The organism is Streptomyces sp. NPDC107522, from assembly GCF_055657525.1.
Genome location: NZ_JBVKAU010000004.1, coordinates 540103 through 564911, shown reverse-complemented (window position 1 = coordinate 564911; position 24809 = coordinate 540103). Strand labels below are relative to the sequence as shown.

The 24809-nt window shown below is 69.9% G+C and carries 20 protein-coding genes and 1 pseudogene; 12 read left to right on the top strand and 9 right to left on the bottom strand.

The features are described from left to right. Positions 1–89 precede the first annotated feature (89 nt). Complete coding sequence (locus ACZ7L6_RS16605; protein ID WP_471924371.1) at positions 90–992, bottom strand: D-alanyl-D-alanine carboxypeptidase family protein; 903 nt, start codon at positions 990–992, stop codon at positions 90–92. A 198-nt stretch (positions 993–1190) separates the two neighbouring features. On the opposite strand from ACZ7L6_RS16605, the gene ACZ7L6_RS16600 reads away from it, so the two are divergent. Then, entirely contained in the window at positions 1191–1853 is a 663-nt protein-coding gene (locus ACZ7L6_RS16600; RefSeq protein ID WP_471924369.1) for a GntR family transcriptional regulator, read from the top strand. Next, positions 1850–3145, top strand: a complete 1296-nt coding sequence (locus ACZ7L6_RS16595; RefSeq protein ID WP_471924367.1) for an MFS transporter — start codon at positions 1850–1852, stop codon at positions 3143–3145. The genes ACZ7L6_RS16600 and ACZ7L6_RS16595 overlap by 4 nt, the downstream gene beginning before the upstream one ends. A gap of 191 nt (positions 3146–3336) precedes the next feature. Here the strand turns inward: ACZ7L6_RS16595 and ACZ7L6_RS16590 are convergent, their stop codons facing one another. Further along, the gene (locus ACZ7L6_RS16590; RefSeq protein WP_471924364.1) at positions 3337–4161 is read right to left on the bottom strand and encodes a maleylpyruvate isomerase family mycothiol-dependent enzyme; all 825 of its coding nucleotides are present in this window, start codon (positions 4159–4161) and stop codon (positions 3337–3339) included. Between the two features lie 202 nt (positions 4162–4363). On the opposite strand from ACZ7L6_RS16590, the gene ACZ7L6_RS16585 reads away from it, so the two are divergent. Next, complete coding sequence (locus tag ACZ7L6_RS16585) at positions 4364–5161, top strand: carbon-nitrogen family hydrolase (protein ID WP_471924362.1); 798 nt, start codon at positions 4364–4366, stop codon at positions 5159–5161. A 183-nt stretch (positions 5162–5344) separates the two neighbouring features. Here the strand turns inward: ACZ7L6_RS16585 and ACZ7L6_RS16580 are convergent, their stop codons facing one another. Next, complete coding sequence (locus ACZ7L6_RS16580; RefSeq protein ID WP_471924360.1) at positions 5345–5842, bottom strand: LURP-one-related/scramblase family protein; 498 nt, start codon at positions 5840–5842, stop codon at positions 5345–5347. Beyond that, positions 5839–6828 carry a helix-turn-helix domain-containing protein gene (locus ACZ7L6_RS16575; RefSeq protein ID WP_471924358.1) on the bottom strand — a complete coding sequence of 330 codons (990 nt, stop codon included), beginning with the start codon at positions 6826–6828 and terminating at the stop codon, positions 5839–5841. The genes ACZ7L6_RS16580 and ACZ7L6_RS16575 overlap by 4 nt, the downstream gene beginning before the upstream one ends. Before the next feature lie 53 nt (positions 6829–6881). On the opposite strand from ACZ7L6_RS16575, the gene ACZ7L6_RS16570 reads away from it, so the two are divergent. Both ACZ7L6_RS16570 and ACZ7L6_RS16565 read left to right on the top strand, forming a co-directional pair. Next, positions 6882–7274, top strand: coding sequence for a cupin domain-containing protein (locus ACZ7L6_RS16570; RefSeq protein ID WP_471924356.1), 393 nt, complete (start codon positions 6882–6884; stop codon positions 7272–7274). Between the two features lie 42 nt (positions 7275–7316). Beyond that, a pseudogene (locus ACZ7L6_RS16565) lies at positions 7317–9155 on the top strand (NHL domain-containing thioredoxin family protein). Here ACZ7L6_RS16565 and ACZ7L6_RS16560 read toward each other — a convergent pair. From ACZ7L6_RS16560 to ACZ7L6_RS16545, 4 genes are all read right to left on the bottom strand, one after another. After that, positions 9143–9394, bottom strand: coding sequence for a DUF6458 family protein (locus ACZ7L6_RS16560; RefSeq protein WP_301998974.1), 252 nt, complete (start codon positions 9392–9394; stop codon positions 9143–9145). The pseudogene ACZ7L6_RS16565 and the gene ACZ7L6_RS16560 sit on opposite strands and share 13 nt — an antisense overlap. A 60-nt stretch (positions 9395–9454) precedes the next feature. Continuing rightward, positions 9455–10753 carry a M18 family aminopeptidase gene (locus ACZ7L6_RS16555; RefSeq protein WP_471924354.1) on the bottom strand — a complete coding sequence of 433 codons (1299 nt, stop codon included), beginning with the start codon at positions 10751–10753 and terminating at the stop codon, positions 9455–9457. A gap of 147 nt (positions 10754–10900) precedes the next feature. Beyond that, a complete protein-coding gene (locus ACZ7L6_RS16550) occupies positions 10901–12727 on the bottom strand; it encodes an acyl-CoA dehydrogenase (RefSeq protein WP_471924352.1) in 1827 nt (608 codons plus the stop codon). A gap of 140 nt (positions 12728–12867) precedes the next feature. Beyond that, positions 12868–13722 carry an intradiol ring-cleavage dioxygenase gene (locus ACZ7L6_RS16545; protein ID WP_471924350.1) on the bottom strand — a complete coding sequence of 285 codons (855 nt, stop codon included), beginning with the start codon at positions 13720–13722 and terminating at the stop codon, positions 12868–12870. A 179-nt stretch (positions 13723–13901) separates the two neighbouring features. On the opposite strand from ACZ7L6_RS16545, the gene ACZ7L6_RS16540 reads away from it, so the two are divergent. From ACZ7L6_RS16540 to ACZ7L6_RS16520, 5 genes are all read left to right on the top strand, one after another. Then, entirely contained in the window at positions 13902–14369 is a 468-nt protein-coding gene (locus tag ACZ7L6_RS16540) for an SseB family protein (protein ID WP_234763985.1), read from the top strand. 203 nt (positions 14370–14572) lie between these two features. Next, positions 14573–16513, top strand: a complete 1941-nt coding sequence (locus tag ACZ7L6_RS16535; protein ID WP_471924348.1) for a YncE family protein — start codon at positions 14573–14575, stop codon at positions 16511–16513. Positions 16514–16628: 115 nt separating this feature from the next. Beyond that, the gene (locus tag ACZ7L6_RS16530) at positions 16629–17609 is read left to right on the top strand and encodes a pirin family protein (RefSeq protein WP_471924346.1); all 981 of its coding nucleotides are present in this window, start codon (positions 16629–16631) and stop codon (positions 17607–17609) included. 125 nt (positions 17610–17734) lie between these two features. Next, on the top strand, positions 17735–18424 hold the full coding sequence (locus ACZ7L6_RS16525) for a hypothetical protein (protein WP_471924344.1): 690 nt from the start codon (positions 17735–17737) through the stop codon (positions 18422–18424). Positions 18425–18543: 119 nt separating this feature from the next. Then, positions 18544–19638 carry an AI-2E family transporter gene (locus ACZ7L6_RS16520; protein WP_471924342.1) on the top strand — a complete coding sequence of 365 codons (1095 nt, stop codon included), beginning with the start codon at positions 18544–18546 and terminating at the stop codon, positions 19636–19638. On the opposite strand, the gene ACZ7L6_RS16515 is transcribed toward ACZ7L6_RS16520, so the two are convergent. Next, positions 19572–21740 carry a SpoIIE family protein phosphatase gene (locus ACZ7L6_RS16515; protein ID WP_471924340.1) on the bottom strand — a complete coding sequence of 723 codons (2169 nt, stop codon included), beginning with the start codon at positions 21738–21740 and terminating at the stop codon, positions 19572–19574. The two genes, ACZ7L6_RS16520 and ACZ7L6_RS16515, sit on opposite strands and share 67 nt — an antisense overlap. Before the next feature lie 214 nt (positions 21741–21954). On the opposite strand from ACZ7L6_RS16515, the gene aspS reads away from it, so the two are divergent. After that, positions 21955–23718, top strand: a complete 1764-nt coding sequence (aspS, locus tag ACZ7L6_RS16510; RefSeq protein WP_471924338.1) for an aspartate--tRNA ligase — start codon at positions 21955–21957, stop codon at positions 23716–23718. A gap of 118 nt (positions 23719–23836) precedes the next feature. Further along, positions 23837–24772: an intradiol ring-cleavage dioxygenase gene (locus ACZ7L6_RS16505; protein ID WP_471924336.1), complete on the top strand. Its 936-nt coding sequence runs from the start codon at positions 23837–23839 to the stop codon at positions 24770–24772. Positions 24773–24809 lie beyond the last annotated feature (37 nt).

The window sequence follows — 24809 nt, the reverse complement described above, 5'->3', positions numbered from 1 at the left end:
CGGCAAGGGTTGTACGGCGGACGGAAGTAATGCATGCGACGAGGGCGGCCACTGACGAGTGGCCGCCCTCTGTCCGGTGAACGCGAAGGTCAGCTGATCTTCGCGTAGCCGTAGTTGATGAGCTTCTTCACGTCCTCCATGCGCTTGGCCTCGGAGGGCGCGGTGAGGACGGCGCCGATCACCGACTCGCCGTTCTTGGTGGCGGCGAAGACGAGGCAGTACTTGGCCTCGGTGCCGGAGCCGGTCTTCACGCCGAGCGTGCCGTTCCAGCCGAGCAGGAGGTTGGTGTTCTTCCACGCCGCCATCGTGCGGATGGAGCCGGTCTTGGTGATGGTCTTCGCCGTGTACGACTTGGTCTTCACCACCGTCTTGAACGTGGAGCTCTTCATCGCGCTCCGGGCGACCTTCGTCAGGTCGCGCGGCGTCGAGTAGTTGGAGCCGTTGCTGATGCCGTCGAACGAGTCGAAGTGCGTGTTCGTCATGCCCAGGCTCCTGGCCATGGTGTTCATCTTGCCGATGAACGACTTCACGCGCGCGTTCACCGTCGAGCCGGAGCCGAACTTGTCGGCGAGGGCCATCGCGGCGTCACAGCCCGACTTGAGCAGCATCCCGTACAGCAGCTGGCGGACGGTGACCTTGTCGCCGACGATCAGGTTGGCCGTCGAGGGATACCCCTTGGCGACCATGTAGTCGCTGACGGCACCCTTGATCGTGACCTTGGTGTCCAGGTTCAGGTTCGACTGCGAGAGCACCACCTTGGCTGTCATGATCTTCGTGGTGGAGGCGGTGAGCCGCTTCGTGTCGGCAGCCTTGGTGAAGAGGGTCTTGCCGGTCGCGCTGTTCATCAGGTAGCCGCCCTTGGCGCTGATGGTGGGTGCCGTGGCGGCCTGCGCGGGTGCCGCGGTGAGGGCTCCGGTGGTGAGAACCGCGCCGGTGGTCACGACGGCGGCTGCGGCCCTGCGGATGCGGAAGCCCTTGGTGGCAGTTATCAACTGAAATACCCCGATTTGGTCGAATGCCCCTGTATGCGGCCGAGTTTGGAGGGAGAGACAAGTGGGCCGCACGTGTGTGACACGTAACTAGCACAGAAGGTTGTGTGGCTGGTGCGGCGGGCTGTCTCCCAGGGGCGCGCCTCGTCCGCATGGTGGACCGAAGCCCCCATGCGTACGTGTTGTATCTATGCTGTGGGCATGCCTTCCTCCCCGCCCGCCTCCCTGAAGCAGCCACCCGCCGCCGACCGCGTCTACACCCACGTCAAGCAGGGCGTCCTGGAACGCCGTTACGAGGGCGGGACGCTGCTCACCGAGGGCGAGCTCGCCGAGGCCGTCGGGGTCTCGCGCACACCGGTGCGGGAGGCACTGCTGCGGCTGGAGGTCGAGGGGCTGATCAAGCTCTATCCGAAGAAGGGCGCCCTGGTCCTGCCGGTCTCCGCGCAGGAGATCAAGGACGTGGTGGAGACGCGGATGCTCGTCGAGGAGCACGCGGCGCGCAAGGCCGTCCCCGCGCCCCCCGGGCTCATCGAGCGCCTGGAGGAACTGCTCGCCCAGCAGAAGGCCCAGGCCGCCGCCGGCGACCTCGCCGCTGCCGCCGTCACCGACCGGTGCTTCCACGCCGAGATCGTCCGCAGCGGCGGCAACGAGATCCTGTCGCGGCTGTACGACCAACTGCGCGACCGGCAACTGCGCATGGGCGTCGCCGTCCTGCACTCCCACCCCGACCGGATCGCCAAGACCCTCGTCGAGCACGAGGAGATCCTCGAGGCCCTGCGCTCCGGGGACGCCGAGGCGGCGGTCGGGACGGTTCACCGGCACATCGGCTGGTTCTCGCATCTCGCGCGAGGTGAGGAGCGATGAAGGCCGCCGCACTGCCCGGCGACCCTCCGGGCGGCCGCCGCGCCTTCGCCGTCTGGGGCATTGGCGTCTCGGTCTACTTCGTCGCCGTCATCTTCCGTACGTCGCTGGGGGTCGCCGGTCTCGACGCCGCGGACCGCTTCCATGTGAACGCTTCGGCCCTGTCGACGTTCTCGATCCTGCAGCTGCTCGTGTACGCGGGCATGCAGATACCCGTCGGCCTGCTCGTCGACCGGTTCGGCACCAAGAAGGTGCTGACCCTGGGCGTGGTGCTGTTCACGGCGGGCCAACTGGGCTTCGCCTTCTCCCCGTCGTACGGCATGGCCCTCGCCTCGCGCGCCCTGCTGGGGTGCGGCGACGCGATGACGTTCATCAGCGTGCTGCGGCTCGGCACCCGGTGGTTCCCGGCCCGGCGCGGTCCGCTGATCGCGCAGTTCGCGGGGCTGGCGGGCATGGCGGGCAACCTCGTCTCCACGCTGGTGCTGGCGCGGCTGCTGCACGGGGTGGGCTGGACGGCGGCGTTCGCGGGCAGCGCGGCGGCGGGTGTCGTCGTGCTGGTGCTGTTGCTGCTGTTCCTGAAGGACCACCCCGAGGGGCACGAGCCGGAGCCGCTGCCGCATCGGGGCGCGGCGTACGTACGACGTCAGATCGCCGCGTCCTGGCGGGAGCCGGGCACGCGGCTGGGGCTGTGGGTGCACTTCACGACGCAGTTCCCGGCGATGGTGTTCCTGCTGCTGTGGGGGCTGCCCTTCCTGGTGGAGGCGCAGGGGCTGTCCCGGGCGGCGGCCGGTGAACTGCTGACTCTGGTCGTCCTGTCGAACATGGTCGTGGGGCTGGTCTACGGCCAGATCGTCGCGCGGCACCACGAGGCGCGGCTGCCGCTGGCGCTGGGGACCGTGGGGGCGACGGCGCTGCTGTGGGCGGCGACGTTGGTCTGGCCCGGGGAGACGGCGCCGATGTGGCTGCTGGTCGTGTTGTGCGCGGTGCTCGGGGCGTGTGGGCCGGCGTCGATGATCGGGTTCGACTTCGCGCGGCCGGCGAATCCGCCGGAGCGGCAGGGGACGGCGTCCGGGATCACCAACATGGGTGGGTTCGTGGCCTCGATGACGACGTTGTTCGCGGTGGGGGTGCTGTTGGACGCGACCGGGGGTGACTACGGCGTTGCGTTCTCGGCGGTGTTCGTGCTGCAGGCGGTGGGGGTGAGTCAGATTCTGCGGTTGCGGAGGCGGGCGGCTCGGCGGGAGCGGGAGCGGTTGGTTGCGAGCCGGGTGGAGACGGTGCACGTTCCGGTGTGAGGCGGTGCGTCCGGGGGCAGCGGTTTTTCTCGCCCCCGCCGCCCCTACCCGTCCCATCCTGAAGGGGCTCCGCCCCTTCGACCCCGCCAGGGGGCTCCGCCCCCTGGACCCCCGTCGGCCCTGAACGGGCCTCGTCCTCAAACGCCGGACGGGCTGAATGCCTGGACCGGCGTCGGGAAGTGACGTCGTCGCTACTGCGTCACCGTGAAGTTGCGCAGGATTGCTGTCGTCAGGCCCGGGTCGCCCTCTGCCTTCACGCGGTCCGCGACGGCCTCGGGTGTGACGCGGCCGCAGGCCAGGCGGACGTACGTTTCCCAGTCGAGGGTGAGAGTGGCGGCGGGGCCGAGGGCGGGGGCCGTTTCGAGGGTGCCGCGGCCCTGGATGTCGATGCGGATCGTGCGGAGGAACTCGATCGGGCCGTGGACGTCCAGGACGATCGCCGAGCTGCGGGGGGCGTCGGCCTTGGTGGCGACGATGTCGGGGAGCTTGGACAGCAGGACGTCGCGGGCCACGTGGGCGCCGGGGGAGTCGAGGTTGCCGGGGCGGCCGAGGGCGGTGCGCAGGTCCTGTTCGTGGACCCAGATGTCGAACGCGTGGGCCCGCATGGACTCTTCGAGGGTGAGCTCGGCGCCGAGCGGGCCGCGCACCTTCGTGCCGGGGTCACGGGACTCGTTCCGCAGCTGGCGGTTGCGGCGGATGATCGTGTACTCCAGCTCGGACGTCATCTCCGGCGCCGTGTGGTGGCGGCGGACGTCGACCTGCATCTCCATGTAGCGCTGGTGGTCGTTCGTGACGTGGAAGAGGTCGCGCGGGAGGGTGTGGATGGGGCGCGGGTCGCCGAGCATCTCGCAGTCCAGGCCGATGACGTGCGACACGATGTCGCGGACCGACCAGCCCGGGCACGGGGTACGCCGGTTCCACTCACCCTCCACCAGCGGCGTCACCAGCTCGGATATCGCTTCGATGGAGTGGGTCCAGGCGTCGGCGTAGGGCTGGAGGGTGGGATGCAGACTCACGGAACGGGACCCCTCGGCGGTTGGTACGTCGGTACGCGGGCAGGTTGTGGCGTCGTTGCCAGTGGGAGGCGGCTGCTGTCGGCGGGTGTCTTGGAACGCTAAGTTACGCTGCTGTGAGGCACCCCGGCAGTGCTTTCGTGTGACGATCGTAGGCCCGTGTGTAAGCCCGTGTGGACCGCTCGAATGCCAGGACGGTGGTAGTGTGCGCGCCTCTTTGCTCCAGATCGACGTCAACGCGGACGAATCGGTCGCCTCACGTCGGGTGAGGGCGGCCTCGCTCGTGCGGGAACAGGCCGGAGTGGCCGACCTCGTCGTCCTGCCCGAGCTGTGGACCACCGGGGCGTTCGCCTACGAGGAGTTCGCCAGTGAGGCCGAACCGCTCGAAGGGCCGACGTACGAGGCGATGGCGAAGGCCGCGAGCGACGCGGGCGTATGGCTGCACGCGGGCTCGATTCCCGAGCGGGACCCCGACGGGCCGCTCTACAACACCTCTCTCGTCTTCTCTCCCTCCGGTGATCTGGTCGCCGCGTATCGGAAGATCCATCGCTTCGGCTTCGACAAGGGCGAGGCGGTGCTGATGGGCGCGGGCGAGGAACTGGTGACGGTCCGTCTGCCCGAGACCACCCTTGGTGTGGGCACCTGTTACGACCTCCGTTTCCCCGAACTCTTCCGCGGCCTCGTCGACGCCGGCGCCGAGACCCTGGTCATTCCGGCGGGCTGGCCGGAGCGCCGCCGGGCGCACTGGACGCTGCTGGCTCAGGCGCGGGCGGTGGAGAACCAGGCGTTCGTGCTCGCCTGTGGAACGGCCGGGACCCACGCGGGAGTTCCACAGGCCGGTCACTCGATCGTGGTCGATCCCTGGGGCGAGGTGCTGGCGGAGGCCGGTGCGGGGGAGCAGGTCCTCACGGTGGAGTTCGACCCGGCGAAGGTGGCGGCGACCCGGGAGCAGTTCCCGGCGCTGAAGGACAGGATGCTGGGGCTGACGCCGCCGAGCCGCTGACGGCACGGAGCCGCTGACATCCCCGAGCCGCTGACATCCCCGAGCCGCTGACATCCCCGAGCCGCTGACATCCCCGAGCGCGGACGCCTCCGTGCCGCGGACGGCACCGAGCCGCTGGCATCCCCGAGCCGCGGACGCCTCCGAGCCGCGGACGCCTCCGCGCCGCTAACGCCCCCGCGCTCCTCAGTCGTCCCCGTGCTCCTTCTCCGCGAGGTGGATCACGCACACCGCCACCGCGATCAGCAGGGCCGGGTCCGCGTCGTCCCGTACGACGTCCACGCCGTACGTCTCGCGGACGTGCAGCCAGCGCCGGGAGACGACGGCCAGCAGCTCGCCGTCGTACTCGATCGCGAACTCCCGGTCGAGGATCTTGCCGCTGACGTCCAGCTCCGTGCTGCCGTCCGCGAGGGTCACCCGGTAGTGGTTGCGCAGCAGGGACAGCCGCTTGCGGCGGATCTTCGCGAGCGGCTCGCCGTCCCGCTCGATCACCATCGTGTCGCGCAGGGACAGCATCTTCTGGTGGATGTCGATGAGGACGCGCCCCTGTGTGTCCTTCAGCTCGAAGGTGTCCCGCAGCCGCATCGCCTTGCCGTCGACGAGGAACACCTTGTTGCCCCGGTCGTCCTCGATCCAGTAGTCGTCACCGATGCCGAGGAGCCGGTCGCGTACGAGGAATCTCATGGGACGAGGGGTTCCCCGCCGCCCGGCCCGAAACGCCGTCTGTAGGCCGACGGGCTGAGCCCCGTCTCGCGCCGCACGCGCGCGCGGAGGTTCGCCGCGGTGCCGAGTCCGCTCCTCGCCGCCACGACGTCCAGCCGCTCCTCACCGCGCTCGATCAGTCGGCACGCGAGCGCCACCCGCTCCCCCGTCAGCCAGGCCAGCGGCGTCGTCCCGAGCTGTGCCCGGAAGCGGCGGTGCAGGGTGGCGGGCGACACCGCCGCCCGCTCGGCCAGGTCCGCCACCGTCAGCGGCTCGCCCAGCCGTTCCTGCGCCCACGCCAGCAGCGGTCCCAGCGACTCGTCCGGCACGTCCGGCACCGGCCGCTCCACGAACTGCTTCTGCCCGCCGTCCCGGTGCGCGGCGAACACCAGCCTCCGGGAGACGTGGTTGGCGATCTCGGCGCCGTGGTCACGTCGTACGACATGCAGGCCCAGGTCGAGCGCCGACGCGCTGCCGGAGGCGGTGAGGATGTCCCCGTCGTCGACGAAGAGCACGTCCGGCTCGAGACGGACCTCCGGGAACCGCGCCCGGAACGACTCCGCCCACATCCAGTGGCATGCCGCGCGCCGACCGTCCAGGAGCCCGGCCTCCGCGATCGTGAACGCCCCGGAGCAGAAGCCGAGCAACCGGGCGCCACGCGCGTGTGCCCGGCGCACGACCTCCAGCACCTGACGTGACCGGGGCGTATCGGTGTCCGGGCGGTTGGGGACGATCAGCGTGTCCGCCTCCTCGGCGGCCTCCAGCCCCGCGACTCCGGTGAGCGTGAAGAAGCCGTCGCGCATACGGGTCAGGGGCTGGGCGGCGCACAGCCCGAAGTCGTACAGCTCCCGCCCCAGTTCCGGCCTGCGCAGTCCGAAGACCTCGATCGCACAGCTCATCTCGAACGGATTCGAGTTCTCGTCGACCACGAGAACCACGCGATGCGGTTGAGAGGATCCTTGCGGCATATGCGATTTCTAGCACTCGTGCCCGCGCCGGGCCATCGCCGAGCATGACGTACATGACCAGCGAACCCATCTCCCTCGCCCAGGCCCTCGCGTCCTTCACCGACCGGTGGAGCCCCCGCATCGTCACCACCGTCAACGACTACGACGTACGCATCGCAAGGGTCGAGGGCGAGCACGTCTGGCACGTGCACGACCACACCGACGAGTTCTTCCTGGTCCTGGAGGGCGAACTGCACGTCTCCCTGCGGGAGCCGGCCGGGGAACGCACGGTGGTCCTCCCGAAGGGCAGCGTCTTCACCGTCCCGCGCGGCACCGAGCACAAGCCGTACGCTCCGACGCCCTCCGCGATCCTGGTCCTGGAGCCCACCGGCACCCTCACGGTCGGCGACCGCCACGACGACGTGCCGGACCATGTGGACGCCACCACGGGGCACGCCCTGACGTGACGGCCGGTCGTGACTGTCAGTGCCGGGTGGCACGCTTGAGCCATGACCGACTCATCCCCGGCCCCGACCCCCCGTCGCGTCCGCGTCCGTGCCCCCGAGCTGATCGGCAAGGGCGGCTGGCTGAACACGGGCGGCCGCCCGTACACCCTCGCCGACCTGCGCGGACGCATCGTGATCCTGGACTTCTGGACGTTCTGCTGCATCAACTGCCTACATGTCCTGGACGAGTTGCGGGAGCTGGAGGAGAAGCACGCGGACACGGTGGTCGTCATCGGGGTGCACTCGCCGAAGTTCGTGCACGAGGCCGAGCACCGGGCGGTCGTCGACGCCGTGGAGCGGTACGGCGTCGGGCATCCCGTCCTGGACGACCCCGAGCTCGCCACCTGGAAGCAGTACGCGGTACGGGCCTGGCCGACGCTCGTCGTGATCGACCCGGAGGGGTACGTCGTCGCGCAGCACGCCGGTGAGGGCCATGTGCACGCCATCGAGCGGCTCGTCGGCGAACTGGAGGCCGAGCACGAGGCCAAGGGGACGTTGCGGCGCGGCGACGGGCCGTACGTGGCGCCGGAGCCGGAGCCGACGGTGCTGCGTTTTCCGGGCAAGGCACTGCTTCTGCCGAGCGGGAACTTCCTGGTCAGCGACACCACCCGGCATCAGCTGGTGGAGCTGGCGGCGGACGGGGAGACCGTCGTACGGCGGATCGGTCAGGGCAGCCGCGGCGCCACGGACGGTTACCCGGACCGGGCGCGGTTCCAGGAGCCGCAGGGGCTGGCCCTCCTGCCGGACGGGACCGTGGCGGTCGCCGACACGGTGAACCATCTGATCCGGCGCTTCGATCCCGAAACGGGCCGGACCACGACCGTTGCGGGGACGGGCTTCCAGTGGATGCAGGGAGGGGCCACCTCGGGCCCCGCGAGGGACGTCGAACTCTCCTCACCCTGGGACGTGGCCTGGTGGAACGACAGGCTCTGGATCGCCATGGCCGGCGTCCACCAACTGTGGGCGTACGACCCGGCTGACAGCACAGTGTCCGTCACCGCCGGAACCACCAACGAGGGGCTCGTCGACGGCCCCGCCGCCGAGGCCTGGTTCGCCCAGCCGTCCGGCCTCGCGGCGACGCCCGAGCGGTTGTGGCTGGCCGACTCGGAGACCTCGGCGCTGCGCTGGGTCGACCTCGACGGCGCCGTCCACACCGCCGTCGGCACCGGCCTCTTCGACTTCGGGCACCGTGACGGCGCCGCCGAACAGGCGCTGCTGCAGCACCCGTTGGGCGTCACGGCCCTCCCCGACGGCTCGGTCGCCGTCAGCGACACCTACAACCACGCCCTGCGCCGCTACGACCCCGCGACCGGTGAGGTCACCACCCTCGCCACGGACCTGCGGGAGCCGTCGGACGCGGTGCTCGCCGGGGACGACATCGTGGTCGTGGAGTCGGCCCGGCACCGGCTGACCCGGCTGCGCCTGCCGGAGGAGGCCGTACGCGTCGAGGCGGTCGCCCACCGCACCCAGCGTGCCGCCACCTAAGTCGCCCCGGGCAAGCTCCAGTTGGACGTGATCTTCGAGGCGCCTGCGGGCCAGAAGCTGGACACGCGCTACGGCCCCTCGACGCGCCTGCTGGTCTCGTCGACGCCGCCCGAGTTGCTGCTCGCCGGTGAGGGCGCGGACACCGATCTCGTCCGCACCCTGGAACTCAACCCGGCTGTCTCCGAGGGCGTTCTGCACGTCTCGGCGATGGCGGCGTCCTGCGACGACGACGCAGGCAACGAGTACCCCGCGTGCCATGTCCATCAGCAGGACTGGGGCGTGCCGGTCCGCCTCTCGGAGACCGGCACGCCCCGCCTGCCGTTGGTGCTTGCGGGGATGGACGCTCAGACGCCGTAACCGTCGCTGTAGCCGTCCCGCCTGTGGTGGTGGCCGGTCTCGTCGACGACCGGCGTCGACGGCGGGACCACCACGCGTCGGCGCCTGGCGATGCTGCTGAACGTCGTGGTTCCGATCAGTCCGACGATCATCAGGATGATTCCGACGAGGTCGAGATTGACACCCTGCATGTCCCAGTCGGTCGCGAACGTGAGGATGGCTCCCACGGCGATGAGGATGATGCACCCGCCGAGGCCCATGAGTTGTCGCCTCCCTGTCCGGTGGTTCCGGTCGGAGGCGAGTACCCCACCCTGCGGGAACTACCCCTCCAGGAACGCGACCAAGGAGTTCGCGAGCAGCCACGGGTCGTCCGCCCCGCACAACTCCCGTGCGCTGTGCATCGACAGGATCGCCACCCCGATGTCGACGGTCTTGATGCCGTGCCGGGCCGCGGTGATCGGGCCGATGGTCGTGCCGCAGGGCATCGAGTTGTTGGAGACGAAGGACTGGAAGGGCACCTCGGCCTTCTCGCAGGCCGCCGCCCACACCGCCCGGCCCGAACCGTCCGTGGCGTAGCGGTTGTTGACGTTGACCTTGAGGATCGGCCCGCCGTTGACGCGCGGGTGGTGCGTCGGGTCGTGGCGCTCCGCGTAGTTGGGGTGGACCGCGTGGCCCGTGTCGGAGGAGAGACAGACCGTGGCCGCGAAGGCGCGTGCCTTGTCCTCGTACGACCCTCCGCGCGCGAACACCGAACGCTCCAGGACGCCGCCCAGCAGCGGCCCGTCGGCACCCGTGTCGCTCTGCGAGCCGTTCTCCTCGTGGTCGAAGGCGGCCAGCACCGGGATGGCGGGCAGGGCCGCACCCGAGGTCGCCGCCGCGGCCAGCGCCGCCGCGGCCGCGTGCACCGAGAGCAGGTTGTCCATGCGGGGGCCGGCGACCAGCTCCTTGTCCCGGCCCAGGTACGCCGGCGGCTCCACGGAGTACGTCATCAGGTCCCAGCCCGTGACCTCGCCCGCCGCGAGACCCGCCGTCTCCTCCAGGAAGGCGATCAGGTCGCCGTCGCGCACGTCGTTGCCGAGGCCCCAGATCGGCTGCAGATGCCGCTGCTTGTCGAGCTTGAGCCCCTCCGCCGACACGGAACGGTCGAGGTGGATCGCGAGCTGGGGGACCCGGAGGAGCGGGCGGTCCACGTTCACCAGCCGCGTCGTGCCGTCCCGCAGCGACAGCCGGCCCGCCAGCCCCAGGTCACGGTCGAGCCAGGAGTTGAGCAGCGGCCCGCCGTAGATCTCCACGGCCACCTGCCGCCAGCCGTGCGCCCCGCTGTCGGGCAGCGGCTTGACGCGCAGGTTGGGGGAGTCGGTGTGCGCGCCGACGATCCGGAACGGCGTGTGGGGCGCCGCGCCCTCGGGGACGTACCAGGCCACGATCGCGCCACCGCGCAGCACGTACTTGCCGCCGCTCGACCCGTCCCAGGCGTCCGTCTCCGCGACCTGCCTGAAGCCGGCCTTTTCCAGCCGCTCGGCGGTGTTCGCCACGGCGTGGTACGGCGAGGGGCTCGCCGCAAGGAAGGACATGAGGTCGTCGGTGTGGCCGCGGTCGAAGCGGGGGGGTTCGCTCATGGGGTTCACCTTAACGACGTACGAGGGCCCGCTCCCGGTGAAGAGGAGCGGGCCCTCGTGAGGGCGATGCGGATTGTCCGTGAGTGACGGGAACGCCTGGCCGGAATCAGTGCCCAGAACCCGGAACCAGGAACCCGGAACCAGTGCCTAGAACGCGGCCTCGTCCAGCTCCATCAGGTCCAGCTCGACGTGCTCGGCGAGCTTGCGCGCACCGGTGACGCCCGGCAGGACGTTGGCCGCGAAGAACTTCGCCGCCGCGATCTTGCCCTGGTAGAACGCCTTGTCCTTGGCGGAGGCGTTCGCCAGCTTCTCGGCGGCGACCGCGGCGCCCTTGAGCAGCAGGTAGCCGACGACGACGTCACCGGAAGCCATCAGCAGGCGGGTGGTGTTCAGGCCCACCTTGTAGATGTTCTTGACGTCCTGCTCGGTGGCCGCGAGGTCGGTCAGCATCAGGCCGACGATGGCCTCCAGCTCGACGGCCGCCTTGGCCAGGTGCTCGCGGGCGCCCGCCAGCTCCTCGCCGCCCTCGCCGACCGCGAGGAACTTCTTGATGTCCTCGGCGAGCGAGTTCAGCGCGGCGCCCTGGTTGCGGACGATCTTCCGGAAGAAGAAGTCCTGGCCCTGGATCGCCGTGGTGCCCTCGTACAGGGTGTCGATCTTGGAGTCGCGGATGTACTGCTCGATCGGGTACTCCTGCAGGAAGCCGGAGCCACCGAAGGTCTGCAGCGACTGGGCGAGCTGCTCGTAGCCCTTCTCGGAGCCGTAGCCCTTGACGATCGGCAGGAGCAGGTCGTTGAGCGCGTGCTCGGCCTTGGCGTCCTCGCCGGCCGCCTCCTTGACCTGGATCGCGTCCTGGATCGAGGCCGTGTAGAGCACCAGCGCGCGCATGCCCTCTGCGTACGCCTTCTGCGTCATCAGCGAGCGGCGCACGTCCGGGTGGTGGGTGATGGTGACCTTGGGCGCGGTCTTGTCCATGAAGTTCGCGAGGTCCGGACCCTGGACGCGCTCCTTGGCGTACTCCAGCGCGTTGAGGTAGCCCGTCGACAGCGTGGAGATCGCCTTCGTGCCGACCATCATGCGGGCGAACTCGATGATGCGGAACATCTGGCGGATGCCGTCGTGCTTGTCGCCGATCAGCCAGCCCTTGGCGGGGTGCTTGTCGCCGAACGTCATCTCGCAGGTGTTGGAGGCCTTCAGGCCCATCTTGTGCTCGACGTTCGTGGCGTAGACGCCGTTGCGCTCGCCCAGCTCGCCGGTCTCGAAGTCGAAGAGGTACTTCGGGACGAGGAACAGGGACAGGCCCTTGGTGCCGGGGCCGTGGCCCTCGGGGCGGGCGAGGACGTAGTGGAGGATGTTCTCCTCCATGTCGTGCTCACCGGACGTGATGAAGCGCTTCACGCCCTCGATGTGCCAGGAGCCGTCCTCCTGCTGGATCGCCTTGGTACGGCCGGCGCCCACGTCCGAACCGGCGTCCGGCTCGGTCAGCACCATCGTGGAGCCCCAGGTCCGCTCGACCGCGATCTGGGCGATCTTCTTCTGGACCTCGTTGCCCTCGTCGTAGAGGATCCCGGCGAACGCCGGGCCGGAGGAGTACATCCACACGGCCGGGTTCGAGCCGAGGATCAGCTCCGCGTACGACCAGATCAGGGACGGCGGGGCCGTCGTGCCGCCGATCGCCTCGGGCAGCCCCAGACGCCAGTACTCGGAGTCCATAAAGGCCTTGTAGCTCTTCTTGAAGGACGCCGGGACCGGCGCGGTGTTGGTCTCCGGGTCGAAGACCGGCGGGTTGCGGTCTGCGTCCGCGAAGGACTCGGCCAGCTCGTTCTCCGCGAGCCGCGTCAGCTCCTCGAGGATGCTTTTCGCGGTGTCGACGTCCATCTCCTCGAACGGACCCGTGCCGTACAGCTTGTCGCGTCCGAGTACTTCGAAGAGGTTGAACTCGATGTCGCGGAGATTCGACTTGTAGTGCCCCATGGTCACGGCTCCGTAGAGAGGGATCGGCGAGGCACTTGGTTCCTCGCGCTAGTTCACGTACCAACAAGTAGCTACGATGATGCTACCCGCCAGTAATAAGACGCAACCCCGATCCGTGATCTGTGACAGGTCACACCGGATCACACCGGAACGGTCAGCGTGGCGGTGTAGCCCTGCTCGGCACTGCCGGACATCGTGGCGAGCTGCTGTTCGTAACCGTCGCTGAAGATGTTGTCCGTCTCCAGGGAGATACGGCTGAGATTCGTCACACTTTGGTCGTAGCCGTCCGTGGCGTACACGGTGTCGCAGGTGTCCTTGGGAAAGGCGAGCTGCGAGGTGTTGGTGATGGACGTGGCCGCCGTGGCGTCGGCCAGGCTGCCGTAGACCTCGAAGTGGATGTGCGGCCAGCGGCCGTCGTAGCAGCCGGGGAAGACGCTCTTGAAAGTGACCTGGCCCTTGTCGTCCGCCTCCTGGACGCCCCGCAGGTAGTTCTCCTCCGTGACGCCCTCGGAGTACAGGGAGTACCTGCCGTCCCGGTCGGCGTGCCACAGGTAGACGGCGGCGCCCTTCTTCGGCGTCCCGCAGCCGGAAGCCGCGTCGACGACCGTGAGCGTGACGGTCAGCGGTACGCCCTCCGCGGTGCCGCCCGCGGAGTCACCGAAGCTCTTGGTGATGTCGCTGCGGACGACGCCGCTCTCCTTGAGGACGTTCACGCCGTTCGAGCCGTCGCCCGGGTAGGGCCCGGCGGTCTCGCCCGGGATGGTCGCGCACTCGGCGGACGAGGAGGAGGCGGCCGAGGAGGAGCCGCCGGAGGAGGCGGCCGAGGAAGAGGAGGACGAGGCCGCCGAGGTGTCGTCCTGCGACGTGCAGCCCACCAGCGGCACCAGGCTCGCGCCCGCCATCAGGCGGATCATGCGGCGGCGGGCGAGGACGGGAAGGTCGTGGGACAGCCCTCTGTCGTGCTCGTGGACCTCGTCGTCGTGGTGGCGGTGCATGGTGTCCCCTCGCTGGTGCGGGCCTTTTCGGGGGGCGCTCCCCTCGTCATGCCGACGCTAGGAGCGGCGGCTGTGGGAAACCAGGGCGCGGACTGTCGACTCGCTGTCAAGTCGCTGTCGGTTTGCCCGCATGGCGGTACCGGCCCGCCCTCCCGGCCGCTCTCGGTACGCTTGCGCCCATGTACGGCTATGACCAGAACGTCGGTGCACAGCAGCAGTACGCCCCGCCGCAGCAGCCGGGCGGCGTCGGTGGGTACGGCCAGCAGCCGCCGCTCTACCCCGAGCCGTCCCCGCCCTCGCTCGCGGACGCGGTGCGGGCCTTCACCACCGGGCAGATGTCCGCCGAGGACTTCCAGCAGGTCTTCGCCACGTCGAAGGTCTACTGCCCGCGCGGCGACAACCCCGGCTTCCTCGCCCTGCACAACACCCAGCAGCCGGTGATCCCGATGTTCACCTCGCTGAAGGAGCTGCGGCGGTACGCGGGCAAGGAGTCCAAGTACTTCGTCATCACCGGCGCCGAGGTGATCGACCTGCTCCCCACCGGCTACGGCTTCGTCCTGGACATGGAGGGCGAGCACCGCATGGTCTTCGACGCGAAGGCCGTGGAGCAGATGGTCGAGTTCGCGATGCGGCGGATGTACGGCTAGCCGTACGCCGCAGCCCGCAGCCCGCAGCCCGCAGGTCGGGGCCGAATACCCCTCCCCGGTTGTCACAACCATGCCATAGAGTGCCCCCTGGCAGCCGCGCCCCGCACGCCACCGCCTTCCCGCGGTCCGCGTCCGGGTGCCGCGCGGCGCTCTCATCTCCCGGCCCGAGGCCGGTTTCTCTGTGGGGGTTCATCACTGTGCGCATGCGCAGCACCTCGGCCGCGACGGCGCTCGCGGTCCTGTTCAGTTCGGCGGCGCTGAGCGTCGTCGCGGCGGGGCCGGCCTCGGCCGCGTCCGCCGTTGTCAGTACGCCCGGTGGCATCGTCGCGGACGGCGTCCACCAGCGGGTCTTCGTCGGTGACAACGCGGCCGGCACCATCGTGGCCGCCGACTACTCGGGCGCGGTGCTCGAATCGGTGAGCGGCGTCCCCGGAGTGACCGACCTGGCACTGTCGGCCGACGGCGCCACGCTGTACGCGGCCTCGTCGGCACTGCACGAGATCGTGGCCCTGGACCCGGCCACCCTCGACGTCAAGGCGCGATACTCCGTCGCCACCGACAAGGGACCGCGCTACGTCGCCTTCACCGCGGGCAAGCTGTGGTTCAGCTACGGCGACCAGTGGAGCAGCGGCATCGGCTCGGTCGACCCGGCGGTGGACCCGGCGAGCGGCACCGACCCGGTGACACTCCACGGGCTGCCGTCGGGCACCTGGATCAACGACCCGGGCCTGCTCGACACCGATCCGAACACCCCCGGTCTGCTGGCCGTGGGCGAGACCGGTCTGTCCTCGGACTCGATGGCCGTGTTCGACGTCACGGACGGCACCCTGAAGACGGTCGCCTTCCACAACGGCGACTACACCCTGAACCAGGGCATCAGCGACATCGACGTGGTCCCGGGCGCCCCGCAGGTGCTGGTCAACGGCCATCTGCGGGACGGCTACGAGAACGGCGGCTTCAAGCAGGTCGGCACCTACCCGACCGGCCACCACGCCGACATCGCCCCCGACGGGCTGGTCGCGCAGTTCAACGGCACGAAACTGGCCGTGTTCCGGCCCGACGCGACGAAGCCGCTGCGCACCTACGACGTGGGCACGTACGGCACCCCCGACCTGACGTGGGCACCGGACTCCTCCCGGATCTTCGCGCTGGTCGGCACCTCGGGCGGCCGCTACACCCTCAAGGCCCTCACCGACCCGACGAAGAACGTCCCCACCCTCACCGTCAACGCCCCGTCGACCGCCACCCGCGCCAAGCAGCTCACCGTCACCGGCAAGCTCTCGGCGACGGTGCCGCTGCCGGCCGGAGTCCAGCTGACCGTCACCCGCACCGACCTGGAGAGCCCCAGCGGCAAGGCGCTGCCGTCCGTCACGGTCAAGGCCGACGGCACCTACTCCTTCACGGACACCCCGCCCGCCGGCGGCAAGGTCAAGTACACGGTGAAGTACGCGGGCGACGCGACGCACACCGCGGCCACCGCCTCCGACACCGTCGAGGTCTCCCGCGCCACGACCTCGCTCAGCCTGAACAACAACGGCAAGCTGTACAGCTACGGCACCGACGTCAAGTTCACCGCGCACCTCGGCACGACGTACAAGAACCGCACGGTCGAGATATGGGCCAACCCCTTCGGCGGCGACAAGCCCAACAAGCTGATCAAGAGCGGGACGGTCAACTCCGACGGCAACATCGCCGCGTGGGTGGACATGACCCGGGACACCACCGTCACCGCGGTGTTCAAGGGCGACGCCCGCTACAAGCCGAAGACGGTGAAGGTCACGGCCTACGCCAAGGTGAGGGTCTCCACCGCCGTCTCCAAGCACTACAAGACAGCGAAGATCGGCTCCACGACGTACTACTGGTTCCACAAGAGCACCGACCCGCTGCTCACCACGACGATGACCTACTACCCGGGCCGCCAGCAGCGCTTCGACCTGCAGGTCTACTACCAGGGCTCGTGGTACTCGGCGGACTCGGAGTACTTCCCGCTCGGTACGAACGGGAAGTCGGCCGTGACCCTGGAGGCGCCCGGTGAGTCGGGCATCCGGGCGCGGATGCGGTCGGTGTACGTCAACGGCTCGTCCGGCGACAGCGTGAACTCGACGACGTACGGGTCCTGGAAGTACCTGTACTTCAGCAACTGACACCGGTCCGCTCGGACGGGGGGAAGCCCGGAGGGAATGTCCTCCGGGCTTCTCCTGTTGGGAGTGGCAGGAAGTTCAATGCTCAACTAAACTGGTCGCACAAGGAGGTACCGACATGCCTGCAGTGACCGTCGAGAACCCGCTGACGCTGCCCCGCGTCGCCGCGCCTGCGGAGGCCGTGGCCCGTCCCGTGCTCGCCGTCACGACCGCGCCGAGCGGTTTCGAGGGTGAGGGCTTCCCGGTGCGCCGGGCGTTCGCCGGGATCAACTACCGCTATCTGGACCCGTTCATCATGATGGACCAGATGGGCGAGGTGGACTACGCGCCGGGCGAGCCCAAGGGCACCCCCTGGCACCCGCACCGCGGCTTCGAGACCGTCACGTACATCATCGACGGGATCTTCGACCACCAGGACTCCAACGGCGGTGGCGGCACCATCACCAACGGGGACACCCAGTGGATGACCGCGGGCTCCGGTCTCCTCCACATCGAGGCCCCGCCGGAGTCCCTCGTCATGTCCGGCGGTCTCTTCCACGGCCTGCAGCTGTGGGTGAACCTCCCGGCCAGGGACAAGATGATGGCGCCGCGCTACCAGGACATCCGCGGCGGCAACGTCCAGCTGCTCACCACCCCCGACGGCGGCGCGCTGCTGCGCGTCATCGCGGGCGAGCTGGACGGCCACCAGGGTCCCGGTATCACCCACACCCCGATCACGATGATCCACGCGACCCTCGCCCCGGGTGCGGAGATCACGCTGCCGTGGCGCGAGGACTTCAACGGCCTCGCGTACGTCCTCGCAGGGCGGGGCGCGGTGGGTGCGGAGCGCCGTCCGATCCACCTCGGCCAGACCGCGGTCTTCGGTGAGGGCGGCTCGCTGACGGTCCGCGCGGACGAGAAGCAGGACTCCCAAACCCCGGACCTGGAGGTCGTGCTGCTGGGCGGGCAGCCGATCCGGGAGCCGATGGCCCACTACGGCCCGTTCGTCATGAACACCAAGGACGAGCTCATGCAGGCCTTCGAGGACTTCCAGAAGGGCCTGCTGGGGACGATCCCGGCGGTGCACGGGATGAGCGCGAGCGGCCCCGAGCAGGCGTAGGGCTGCCACCGATCGGCATGTCCGGTATGTTCTGCCCCTTCTGTCCCTTGCGTACGGGAGGGGCAGAATGGGTTAAGAGTCCTGTTTCGGGACCCTCGCGTGACCTCATCGCGTGGGAGGCCGACATGACCACGACTCCGACGAGACCGGTACCGCCGAGGGCGCACACCCAGGGGGCGAAGCCGCGGGGAATCTTCTGGCCCGGTGTCGCCGGCATCGCCTCCGGCGTGCTGATGCTCGTCTCCCTGCTGGTGATGTACAGCAACAGTCCGGACTACGCCGACGAGAACGGTCTGCGCAAGACGGTCGAGTTCTACCTCGACAGCGGCAACCGCGACCTGACCGAGGCCATGACCCTGGTGATGCTGGCAGCCGCCCTGCTCTTCCTGTTCTTCCTGGGCGCCCTGGCCCGCGTCGCCGCGAGCCGGTCGGCCCAGGTCCTGGTGGGCGGGATCGTGTTCACCACACTGGTGATGGTCGGGACGATCGCCGGTGCCATCTACGCCGTCTCCGCCAGCCACACCGACGATTTCCTGGTGACCCCGCAGACCGGAATGGTGGCCCTCCTGCTGCAGGACGTTGCCTACGGCGGGTTCATCGCCGGCATGATCGGCGCGGCGGTGCTCCTGTTCGCCGTGTGGCGCACGGCCCGCACCACCCGGGCCCTGCCGCAATGGCTGGGCTGGTTCGGGTTCGTCATCGCGGTGCTGAGCCTGGCGGGCCCGTTCAGCGCATGGCTGACGGTTCTGCTCATGGGGGTGTGGACGGTGCTCGCGGGGGTGGTGCTGGTGATGCGGCCGCCGGTGGAGGTCTAGGGCTGGTCTAGGGCCTGTCCGGCGGATCAGGCCCTGGCCGTCGATTCCGCCCAGGGGTGACGTCACCCGCCCGGCCGCCCGCGCACGACAGCCCGCTCTGCCCGTGATCGCCTGGGAGCGTGCAGGACTCCAAGCCGTTGCTGCCCGGGCCCGTGCGTCGGCTCGCCGCCTGGTGTGCCGTGGTGCTGCTCGTGGCCGGGGTCGTCTACGTCGGGATCCGGCTGGCCGACGAGTTCCGTACGGCTGTCGTGCCCGTGCTGCTCGCGTTGCTCGGGACGGCGTTGCTCGGGCCCTTGCACCGGCGGCTGGTGAAGGCCAAGGTCAACCGGTCCGTGGCCGCCGGGCTCACCTGCGTGGCCGTCGTGGCCGTCGTCGGTGGGGCCGTGTACATCGTCGTCGCCGCGATCGTCGAGACCGGCGACCAGATCGTCGCCGCGCTCAAGCAGGCGGCCGAGGATCTCGCCGACCACTTCGGGGCCGCCGGGACCTCGCTGGACGATCTCGCCTCCAACGCCAAGGAGTTGCTCACCAAGTTCGGGGGGACGGCCGCCTCCGGGGTCATCAGCGGGGTCAGCGTCGTCGGCGAGATCATCGCCACGGCTGTGCTGGCACTGCTCCTCGTCTTCTTCTTTCTGCGGGACTCCCACCGGGCCGCCGATGCGCTGCGGTCCGTCGTTCCCCGCAAGAGCGGGGACACCGTGGAGGCCATGGCCCGGCGGGCGTTCCAGGCCGTGGAGGGGTTCATGCGGGGGACCACCTTCATCGCCTTCATCGACGCCGTCTGCATCACCGTCGGGCTGCTCGTTCTCGACGTTCCGGGTGCGGTCGGGCTCGGGGCGCTCGTCTTCGTCGGGGCCTACATCCCCTACCTCGGCGCCTTCATCTCGGGGGCCGTCGCCGTGCTGGTCGCGCTCGCCGACCGGGGGTTCGTGATCGCGCTGTGGGTGCTGGCGATCGTCGTCGCGGTACAGCTGCTGGAGGGGCATGTGCTGACGCCGATGATCCAGAGCCGGACGGTGCAGATGCACCCGGCCCTGGTGATGGTGGCGATCACGGCGGGGGCCTCCGTGGCCGGAGTCCTCGGGATGCTGCTCGCCGTACCGCTCACCGCCGCCGTCACCGGCGTCGTGAACGAGCTGAGGGAGCGTTACGAAAGCCCGGAGCCCCCCGAGCCGTCCCCGCCCCCCGAGCCGTCGGCGCCCTTGGACTCGTAGAGCTCGAACCACGTGCTCTTGCCCTCGCCCCGCGGGTCCACGCCCCACGCCTCGGCCAGCAGCTCGATCAGCATCAGGCCCCGCCCGGACGACGCCAGTTCCCCGGGCCGGCGCTTGTGCGGCAGGTCGTCGCTGGTGTCCGTCACCTCCACGCGCAACCGCCGGTCCCCCGGCTCGCCCCGCACCTCGGCGAGGAGCAGCGCGTCGGCGTCGGTGTGGACGAGGACGTTCGTCAGCGTCTCGGACAGCAGCAGGACCGCGGAGTCCACCTGGTCCGCGGAGCCCCAGTCGTGCAGCAGCTCCCGCAGCTGCTGGCGGGCCACCGCGACCCGCTCCGGCTCGGCCTGCGCGACGGTGAGCATGGTGCGCCGGACCGTCGGCCGGACGGCGATCGTGTCGCCGCAGCCGCAGCCCTCCCCCGGCCGGCACAGCAGCAGCACCGCTATGTCGTCCTCGCGCCGGTCGGCGAGCGGACCCGTGGTGTGGTGGGAGGACGGGCCGTGGACGGCCTGGACGAGGGCGTCGGCGAGTGCCTCCAGATCGCCGTCGTGCTCCTCGAGGATCGCGCGGATGCGCTTCCAGCCGGTCTCCAGATCGTGCCCGCCGGTCTCGATCAGACCGTCCGTGCAGATCAGCATCGTCTCGCCGGGTTCCAGGGTGATCCTGGTCGTCGGATAGTCGGCGTCCGGGTCGATGCCCAGGGGGAGACCGCCGGCCGTCGGGCGGGCCAGCACCGTGCCGTCGGACATGCGGATCGCCGGGTCCGGGTGGCCGGCGCGGGCGATGTCCAGCAGGCCGGTCGTGGGGTCGACCTCGACGTACAGGCAGGTCGCGAAGCGCAGGTCGGACGGGTCCTCGTCGAGGGCGCCGAACGTCATGCCGTGCAGGAAACGGGAGGCCCGGGAGAGGACGGCGTCGGGCCGGTGGCCCTCGGAGGCGTAGGCGCGCAGGGCGATGCGGAGCTGGCCCATCAGGCCCGCCGCGCGCACGTCATGGCCCTGGACGTCGCCGATGACGAGGGCGAAGCGGCCGTTGGGCAGCGGGATCATGTCGTACCAGTCGCCGCCGACCTGGAGTCCGCCGCCGGTCGGGACGTAGCGGGCGGCGACGCTCATGCCCGGTATCTCGGGGCCCAGCTTGGGCAGCATCGAGCGCTGGAGGCCGTCCGTCAGCTCCCGCGCGGACTCGGCGGCCTCGGCCCGGGAGAGGGCCTGGGCGAGCATGCGGGCCACCGTCGTCAGCACGGACCGCTCGTCGGGCGTGAAGGCGACCGGATAGGTGAACGCCGCCATCCAGGCACCCATCGTGCGGCCGGCCACGGTCAGCGGCAGGAACGCCCAGGACCGACGGTTGAAGTGCGCGGCGAGCGGCCAGGTGAGCGGGTAGCGCTCCTTGTACTTCTCGGGGGAGGAGAGGTAGACGGCACGGCCGGTGCGGACCACCTCGGCGGCCGGGTAGTCCGTGTCCAGGGACATGTGCGAGAAGGGGCCCTCGTCACCGGGCTGGTGACCGTGGTGGCCGATGATCGTCAGGCGATCGCCCGTCACCCCGAACACCGCGAGCCCGTCCGGTGAGAACCCCGGCATCGACAGGCCGGCCGCGACCCGCAGCACCTCAGCCGTCGACCGCGCCTCGGCCAGCGCCCGGCCCGCGTCCAGCAGGAACGCCTCCCGCGAGCGCCGCCAGTCGCCGGTCACGGCCGTACGCCCCGCCGGGGTGCCCGGCGCCGGTTCGGTGACCTCCTGGAGCGAGCCGGTCACCTCGTACGACCGCTTCTCGCGATCGAAGGAGGCATGGAAGCGGCTGCGGCCCACCCGGACGACCCGCCCCCGCTCGTCCATGATCCGCACCCGCACCTCGCCGAGGCTGCCCTCGGCGACGGCGAGCTGGATCACTCCGGTGATCTCGTTCCAGTCGACCGGATGAAGGCGGGCGCGCACCTGGGCCTGGCTGAGGGTGGCCCGCTCGGCGGGCAGCCCCAGCAGCCGTGCCGCCTCCGCGTCGACCGTGACCAGTCCCGTGGCGGTGTTCCAGTGCCACAGTCCGGTCGCGAGGGCGGCGAGAACCTCCCCCACGGCGGGCAGGGGCTCACCAGTGTGCATTGCCCTACTTTAAGAACAGGTGATCGCACACTGCCACCGAAGCTGTATGGGGCATCCGGTCGGGAGGGACCCAGGGGTGCGAGGGAGAGGGATCCCATGGGCGGCGAGGGGGCACGGCCAAATGGTGGGGAGCCGATCTTGGGGTCCCCGGTAGGCTTGGGGGGAGTTTCACGTGAAACACGCCCCCCGATCCGCGAAGACTGGATGAACGACGATGCATCGGTACAGGTCCCACACCTGCGGCGAGCTCCGCTCCTCTGACGTCGGCACCGACGTCCGGCTGAGTGGCTGGCTGCACAATCGGCGCGACCTGGGCGGCATCCTCTTCATCGATCTGCGCGACCACTACGGCATCACGCAGCTCGTCGCCCGTCCCGGCACCCCCGCGTACGAGGCCCTCGACAAGCTCTCCAAGGAGTCGACCCTCCGCGTGGACGGCAAGGTCGTCTCCCGCGGCGCCGAGAACATCAACCCCGACCTGCCCACCGGCGAGATCGAGGTCGAGGTCGGCGAGGTCGAGCTGCTCGGCGCGGCCGCCCCGCTCCCCTTCACGATCAACACCGAGGACGGGGTCAACGAGGAGCGGCGCCTGGAGTACCGCTTCCTGGACCTGCGCCGCGAGCGCATGCACAAGAACATCCTGCTGCGTACCGCGGTCATCTCGGCGATCCGCCACAAGATGACGGCGCTGGGCTTCAACGAGATGGCGACGCCGATCCTGTCCGCGACCTCCCCTGAGGGCGCCCGTGACTTCGTCGTCCCCTCCCGTCTGCACCCGGGCAAGTTCTACGCCCTGCCGCAGGCCCCGCAGCAGTTCAAGCAGCTGCTGATGATCTCCGGCTTCGACCGCTACTTCCAGATCGCGCCCTGCTTCCGTGACGAGGACGCGCGTGCGGACCGCTCGCCGGGCGAGTTCTACCAGCTCGACATCGAGATGAGCTTCGTCGAGCAGGAGGACGTCTTCCAGCCCGTCGAGAAGCTGATGACCGAGCTCTTCGAGGAGTTCGGCAACGGCCGCCACGTCACGTCCCCCTTCCCGCGGATCCCGTTCCGCGAGGCGATGCTGAAGTACGGCTCCGACAAGCCGGACCTGCGCGCCCAGCTGGAGCTCGTCGACATCACCGACGTCTTCGAGGGCTCGGAGTTCAAGGCGTTCGCCGGCAAGCACGTGCGCGCGCTGCCCGTGCCGGCCGTCCAGGACCAGCCCCGCAAGTTCTTCGACCAGCTCGGCGAGTTCGCGATCTCGCTGGGCGCCAAGGGCCTGGCCTGGGTCCGCGTGGCCGAGGACGGCTCGCTGACCGGCCCGATCGCCAAGTTCCTCACCGAGGAGAACATCAAGGTCCTCACCGAGCGCCTGGGCCTGGAGGCCGGTCACGCCGTGTTCTTCGGCGCGGGTGAGTTCGACGAGGTCTCGAAGATCATGGGCGCGGTCCGCGTCGAGGCCGCCAAGCGGGCCGGGCACTTCGAGGAGGGCGTCTTCCGGTTCTGCTGGATCGTCGACTTCCCGATGTACGAGAAGGACGAGGAGACCGGCGCGATCGACTTCTCGCACAACCCCTTCTCGATGCCTCAGGGTGGCCTGGAGGCCCTGGAGACCCAGGACCCGCTGGACATCCTGGGCTGGCAGTACGACATCGTCTGCAACGGCGTCGAGCTGTCCTCCGGCGCGATCCGGAACCACGAGCCGGAGATCATGCTGAAGGCCTTCGAGATCGCGGGCTACGACCGCGAGACCGTCGAGGAGAAGTTCGCCGGCATGCTGCGCGCCTTCCGCTTCGGCGCCCCGCCGCACGGTGGCATCGCGCCCGGCGTCGACCGCATCGTCATGCTGCTCGCCGACGAGCCGAACATCCGCGAGACCATCGCCTTCCCGCTCAACGGCAACGCCCAGGACCTGATGATGGGCGCGCCGACGGAGCTGGAGGAGGCGCGGCTGAAGGAGCTGCACCTGTCGGTGCGCAAGCCGCAGCCGAAGTAGGACGCAGCAGGACGGGTGGCCCGGAACCGGCGTCGGTTCCGGGCCACTTTCGTACGCAGGGCTTTTACCCAGTTCTTACCCACGTTCCTGACAGGCGCCGTCCCTAGGTTCCCTGCCCATGACGGGAAACCAGACGGCCGAAGGGCCGAAGCACAAAAGGGATCTGACGCGGCGCAACGTCGTGGCGGCCGGCGCGGGCGCGGCGGTCGCCGTAGGGGTGGGCGGCAGCCTCGCGGCGGGCGCGTTCGCGGGTGAGACGAGCGGGTCCGCGTCCGCGGGCGCCACCGTGTCGAGCAGCTCGTCGAGCGCCGAGGCCTGCTACCAGCTGACCTCCGAGACGACCGAGGGCCCCTACTACATCGACGCGGACAAGCTCCGCCAGGACGTGACCGAGGACCAGGAGGGCATCCCGCTCACCCTCCGCCTCAAGGTGATCGACTCCGAGACCTGCAAGCCCATCAGGAACGCCGCGGTCGACATCTGGCACTGCAACGCGCTGGGCGTGTACTCGGGCTACGAGGCGATGGGCAGCGGCGGCGGTGGCGGGGCCGGCGGGGGCACTCCACCGTCCGGTGAGCCGACGGGCGAGCCCCCCTCCGGTGAGCCGACGGGGGCGCCGGGCGGCGGAGGCGGCGTCCACGAGGAGCCGACGGACGACGAGCGCTATCTGCGCGGCACGTGGAAGACCGACAGGAACGGCCAGGTCGTCTTCAGGACGGTCTTCCCGGGCTGGTACCAGGGCCGCTGCGTTCACATCCACACCAAGGTGCATGTGAACGGCACCTGGACGGACGCCGGTTACGAGGGCGGCACCACCTGCCACACCGGCCAGCTCTTCTTCGACGAGGAGAGCGTGCTGGCCTCCGCCGAGGTCGAGCCGTACTCCACCAACACCACGACCCGCACCACCCTCGACGAGGACACCATCTACCCGGACAACGGGACCGAGGGTGGCCTGCTGAAGCTGAAGTACAAGAAGAACGACATCGCCAAGGGCGTCGTCGGCACGATCACGATGGGCGTCGACCCGGAGGCGACGAACACCGGCAGCTGAGGGACGTACGGAGCGCGCGGGGCGGATGTGTACGGAC

Coding starts and splice junctions, on each gene's coding strand:
- ACZ7L6_RS16525 (WP_471924344.1), top strand. CDS start 17,735: ATGACCACGACTCCGACGAGACCGGTACCGCCGAGGGCGCACACCCAG.
- ACZ7L6_RS16555 (WP_471924354.1), bottom strand. CDS start 10,753: ATGAGCGAACCCCCCCGCTTCGACCGCGGCCACACCGACGACCTCATG.
- ACZ7L6_RS16515 (WP_471924340.1), bottom strand. CDS start 21,740: ATGCACACTGGTGAGCCCCTGCCCGCCGTGGGGGAGGTTCTCGCCGCC.
- ACZ7L6_RS16535 (WP_471924348.1), top strand. CDS start 14,573: ATGCGCAGCACCTCGGCCGCGACGGCGCTCGCGGTCCTGTTCAGTTCG.
- ACZ7L6_RS16595 (WP_471924367.1), top strand. CDS start 1,850: ATGAAGGCCGCCGCACTGCCCGGCGACCCTCCGGGCGGCCGCCGCGCC.
- ACZ7L6_RS16580 (WP_471924360.1), bottom strand. CDS start 5,842: ATGAGATTCCTCGTACGCGACCGGCTCCTCGGCATCGGTGACGACTAC.
- ACZ7L6_RS16560 (WP_301998974.1), bottom strand. CDS start 9,394: ATGGGCCTCGGCGGGTGCATCATCCTCATCGCCGTGGGAGCCATCCTC.
- ACZ7L6_RS16540 (WP_234763985.1), top strand. CDS start 13,902: ATGTACGGCTATGACCAGAACGTCGGTGCACAGCAGCAGTACGCCCCG.
- ACZ7L6_RS16570 (WP_471924356.1), top strand. CDS start 6,882: ATGACCAGCGAACCCATCTCCCTCGCCCAGGCCCTCGCGTCCTTCACC.
- ACZ7L6_RS16575 (WP_471924358.1), bottom strand. CDS start 6,828: ATGCCGCAAGGATCCTCTCAACCGCATCGCGTGGTTCTCGTGGTCGAC.
- ACZ7L6_RS16550 (WP_471924352.1), bottom strand. CDS start 12,727: ATGGGGCACTACAAGTCGAATCTCCGCGACATCGAGTTCAACCTCTTC.
- ACZ7L6_RS16505 (WP_471924336.1), top strand. CDS start 23,837: ATGACGGGAAACCAGACGGCCGAAGGGCCGAAGCACAAAAGGGATCTG.
- ACZ7L6_RS16545 (WP_471924350.1), bottom strand. CDS start 13,722: ATGCACCGCCACCACGACGACGAGGTCCACGAGCACGACAGAGGGCTG.
- ACZ7L6_RS16530 (WP_471924346.1), top strand. CDS start 16,629: ATGCCTGCAGTGACCGTCGAGAACCCGCTGACGCTGCCCCGCGTCGCC.
- ACZ7L6_RS16600 (WP_471924369.1), top strand. CDS start 1,191: ATGCCTTCCTCCCCGCCCGCCTCCCTGAAGCAGCCACCCGCCGCCGAC.
- aspS (WP_471924338.1), top strand. CDS start 21,955: ATGCATCGGTACAGGTCCCACACCTGCGGCGAGCTCCGCTCCTCTGAC.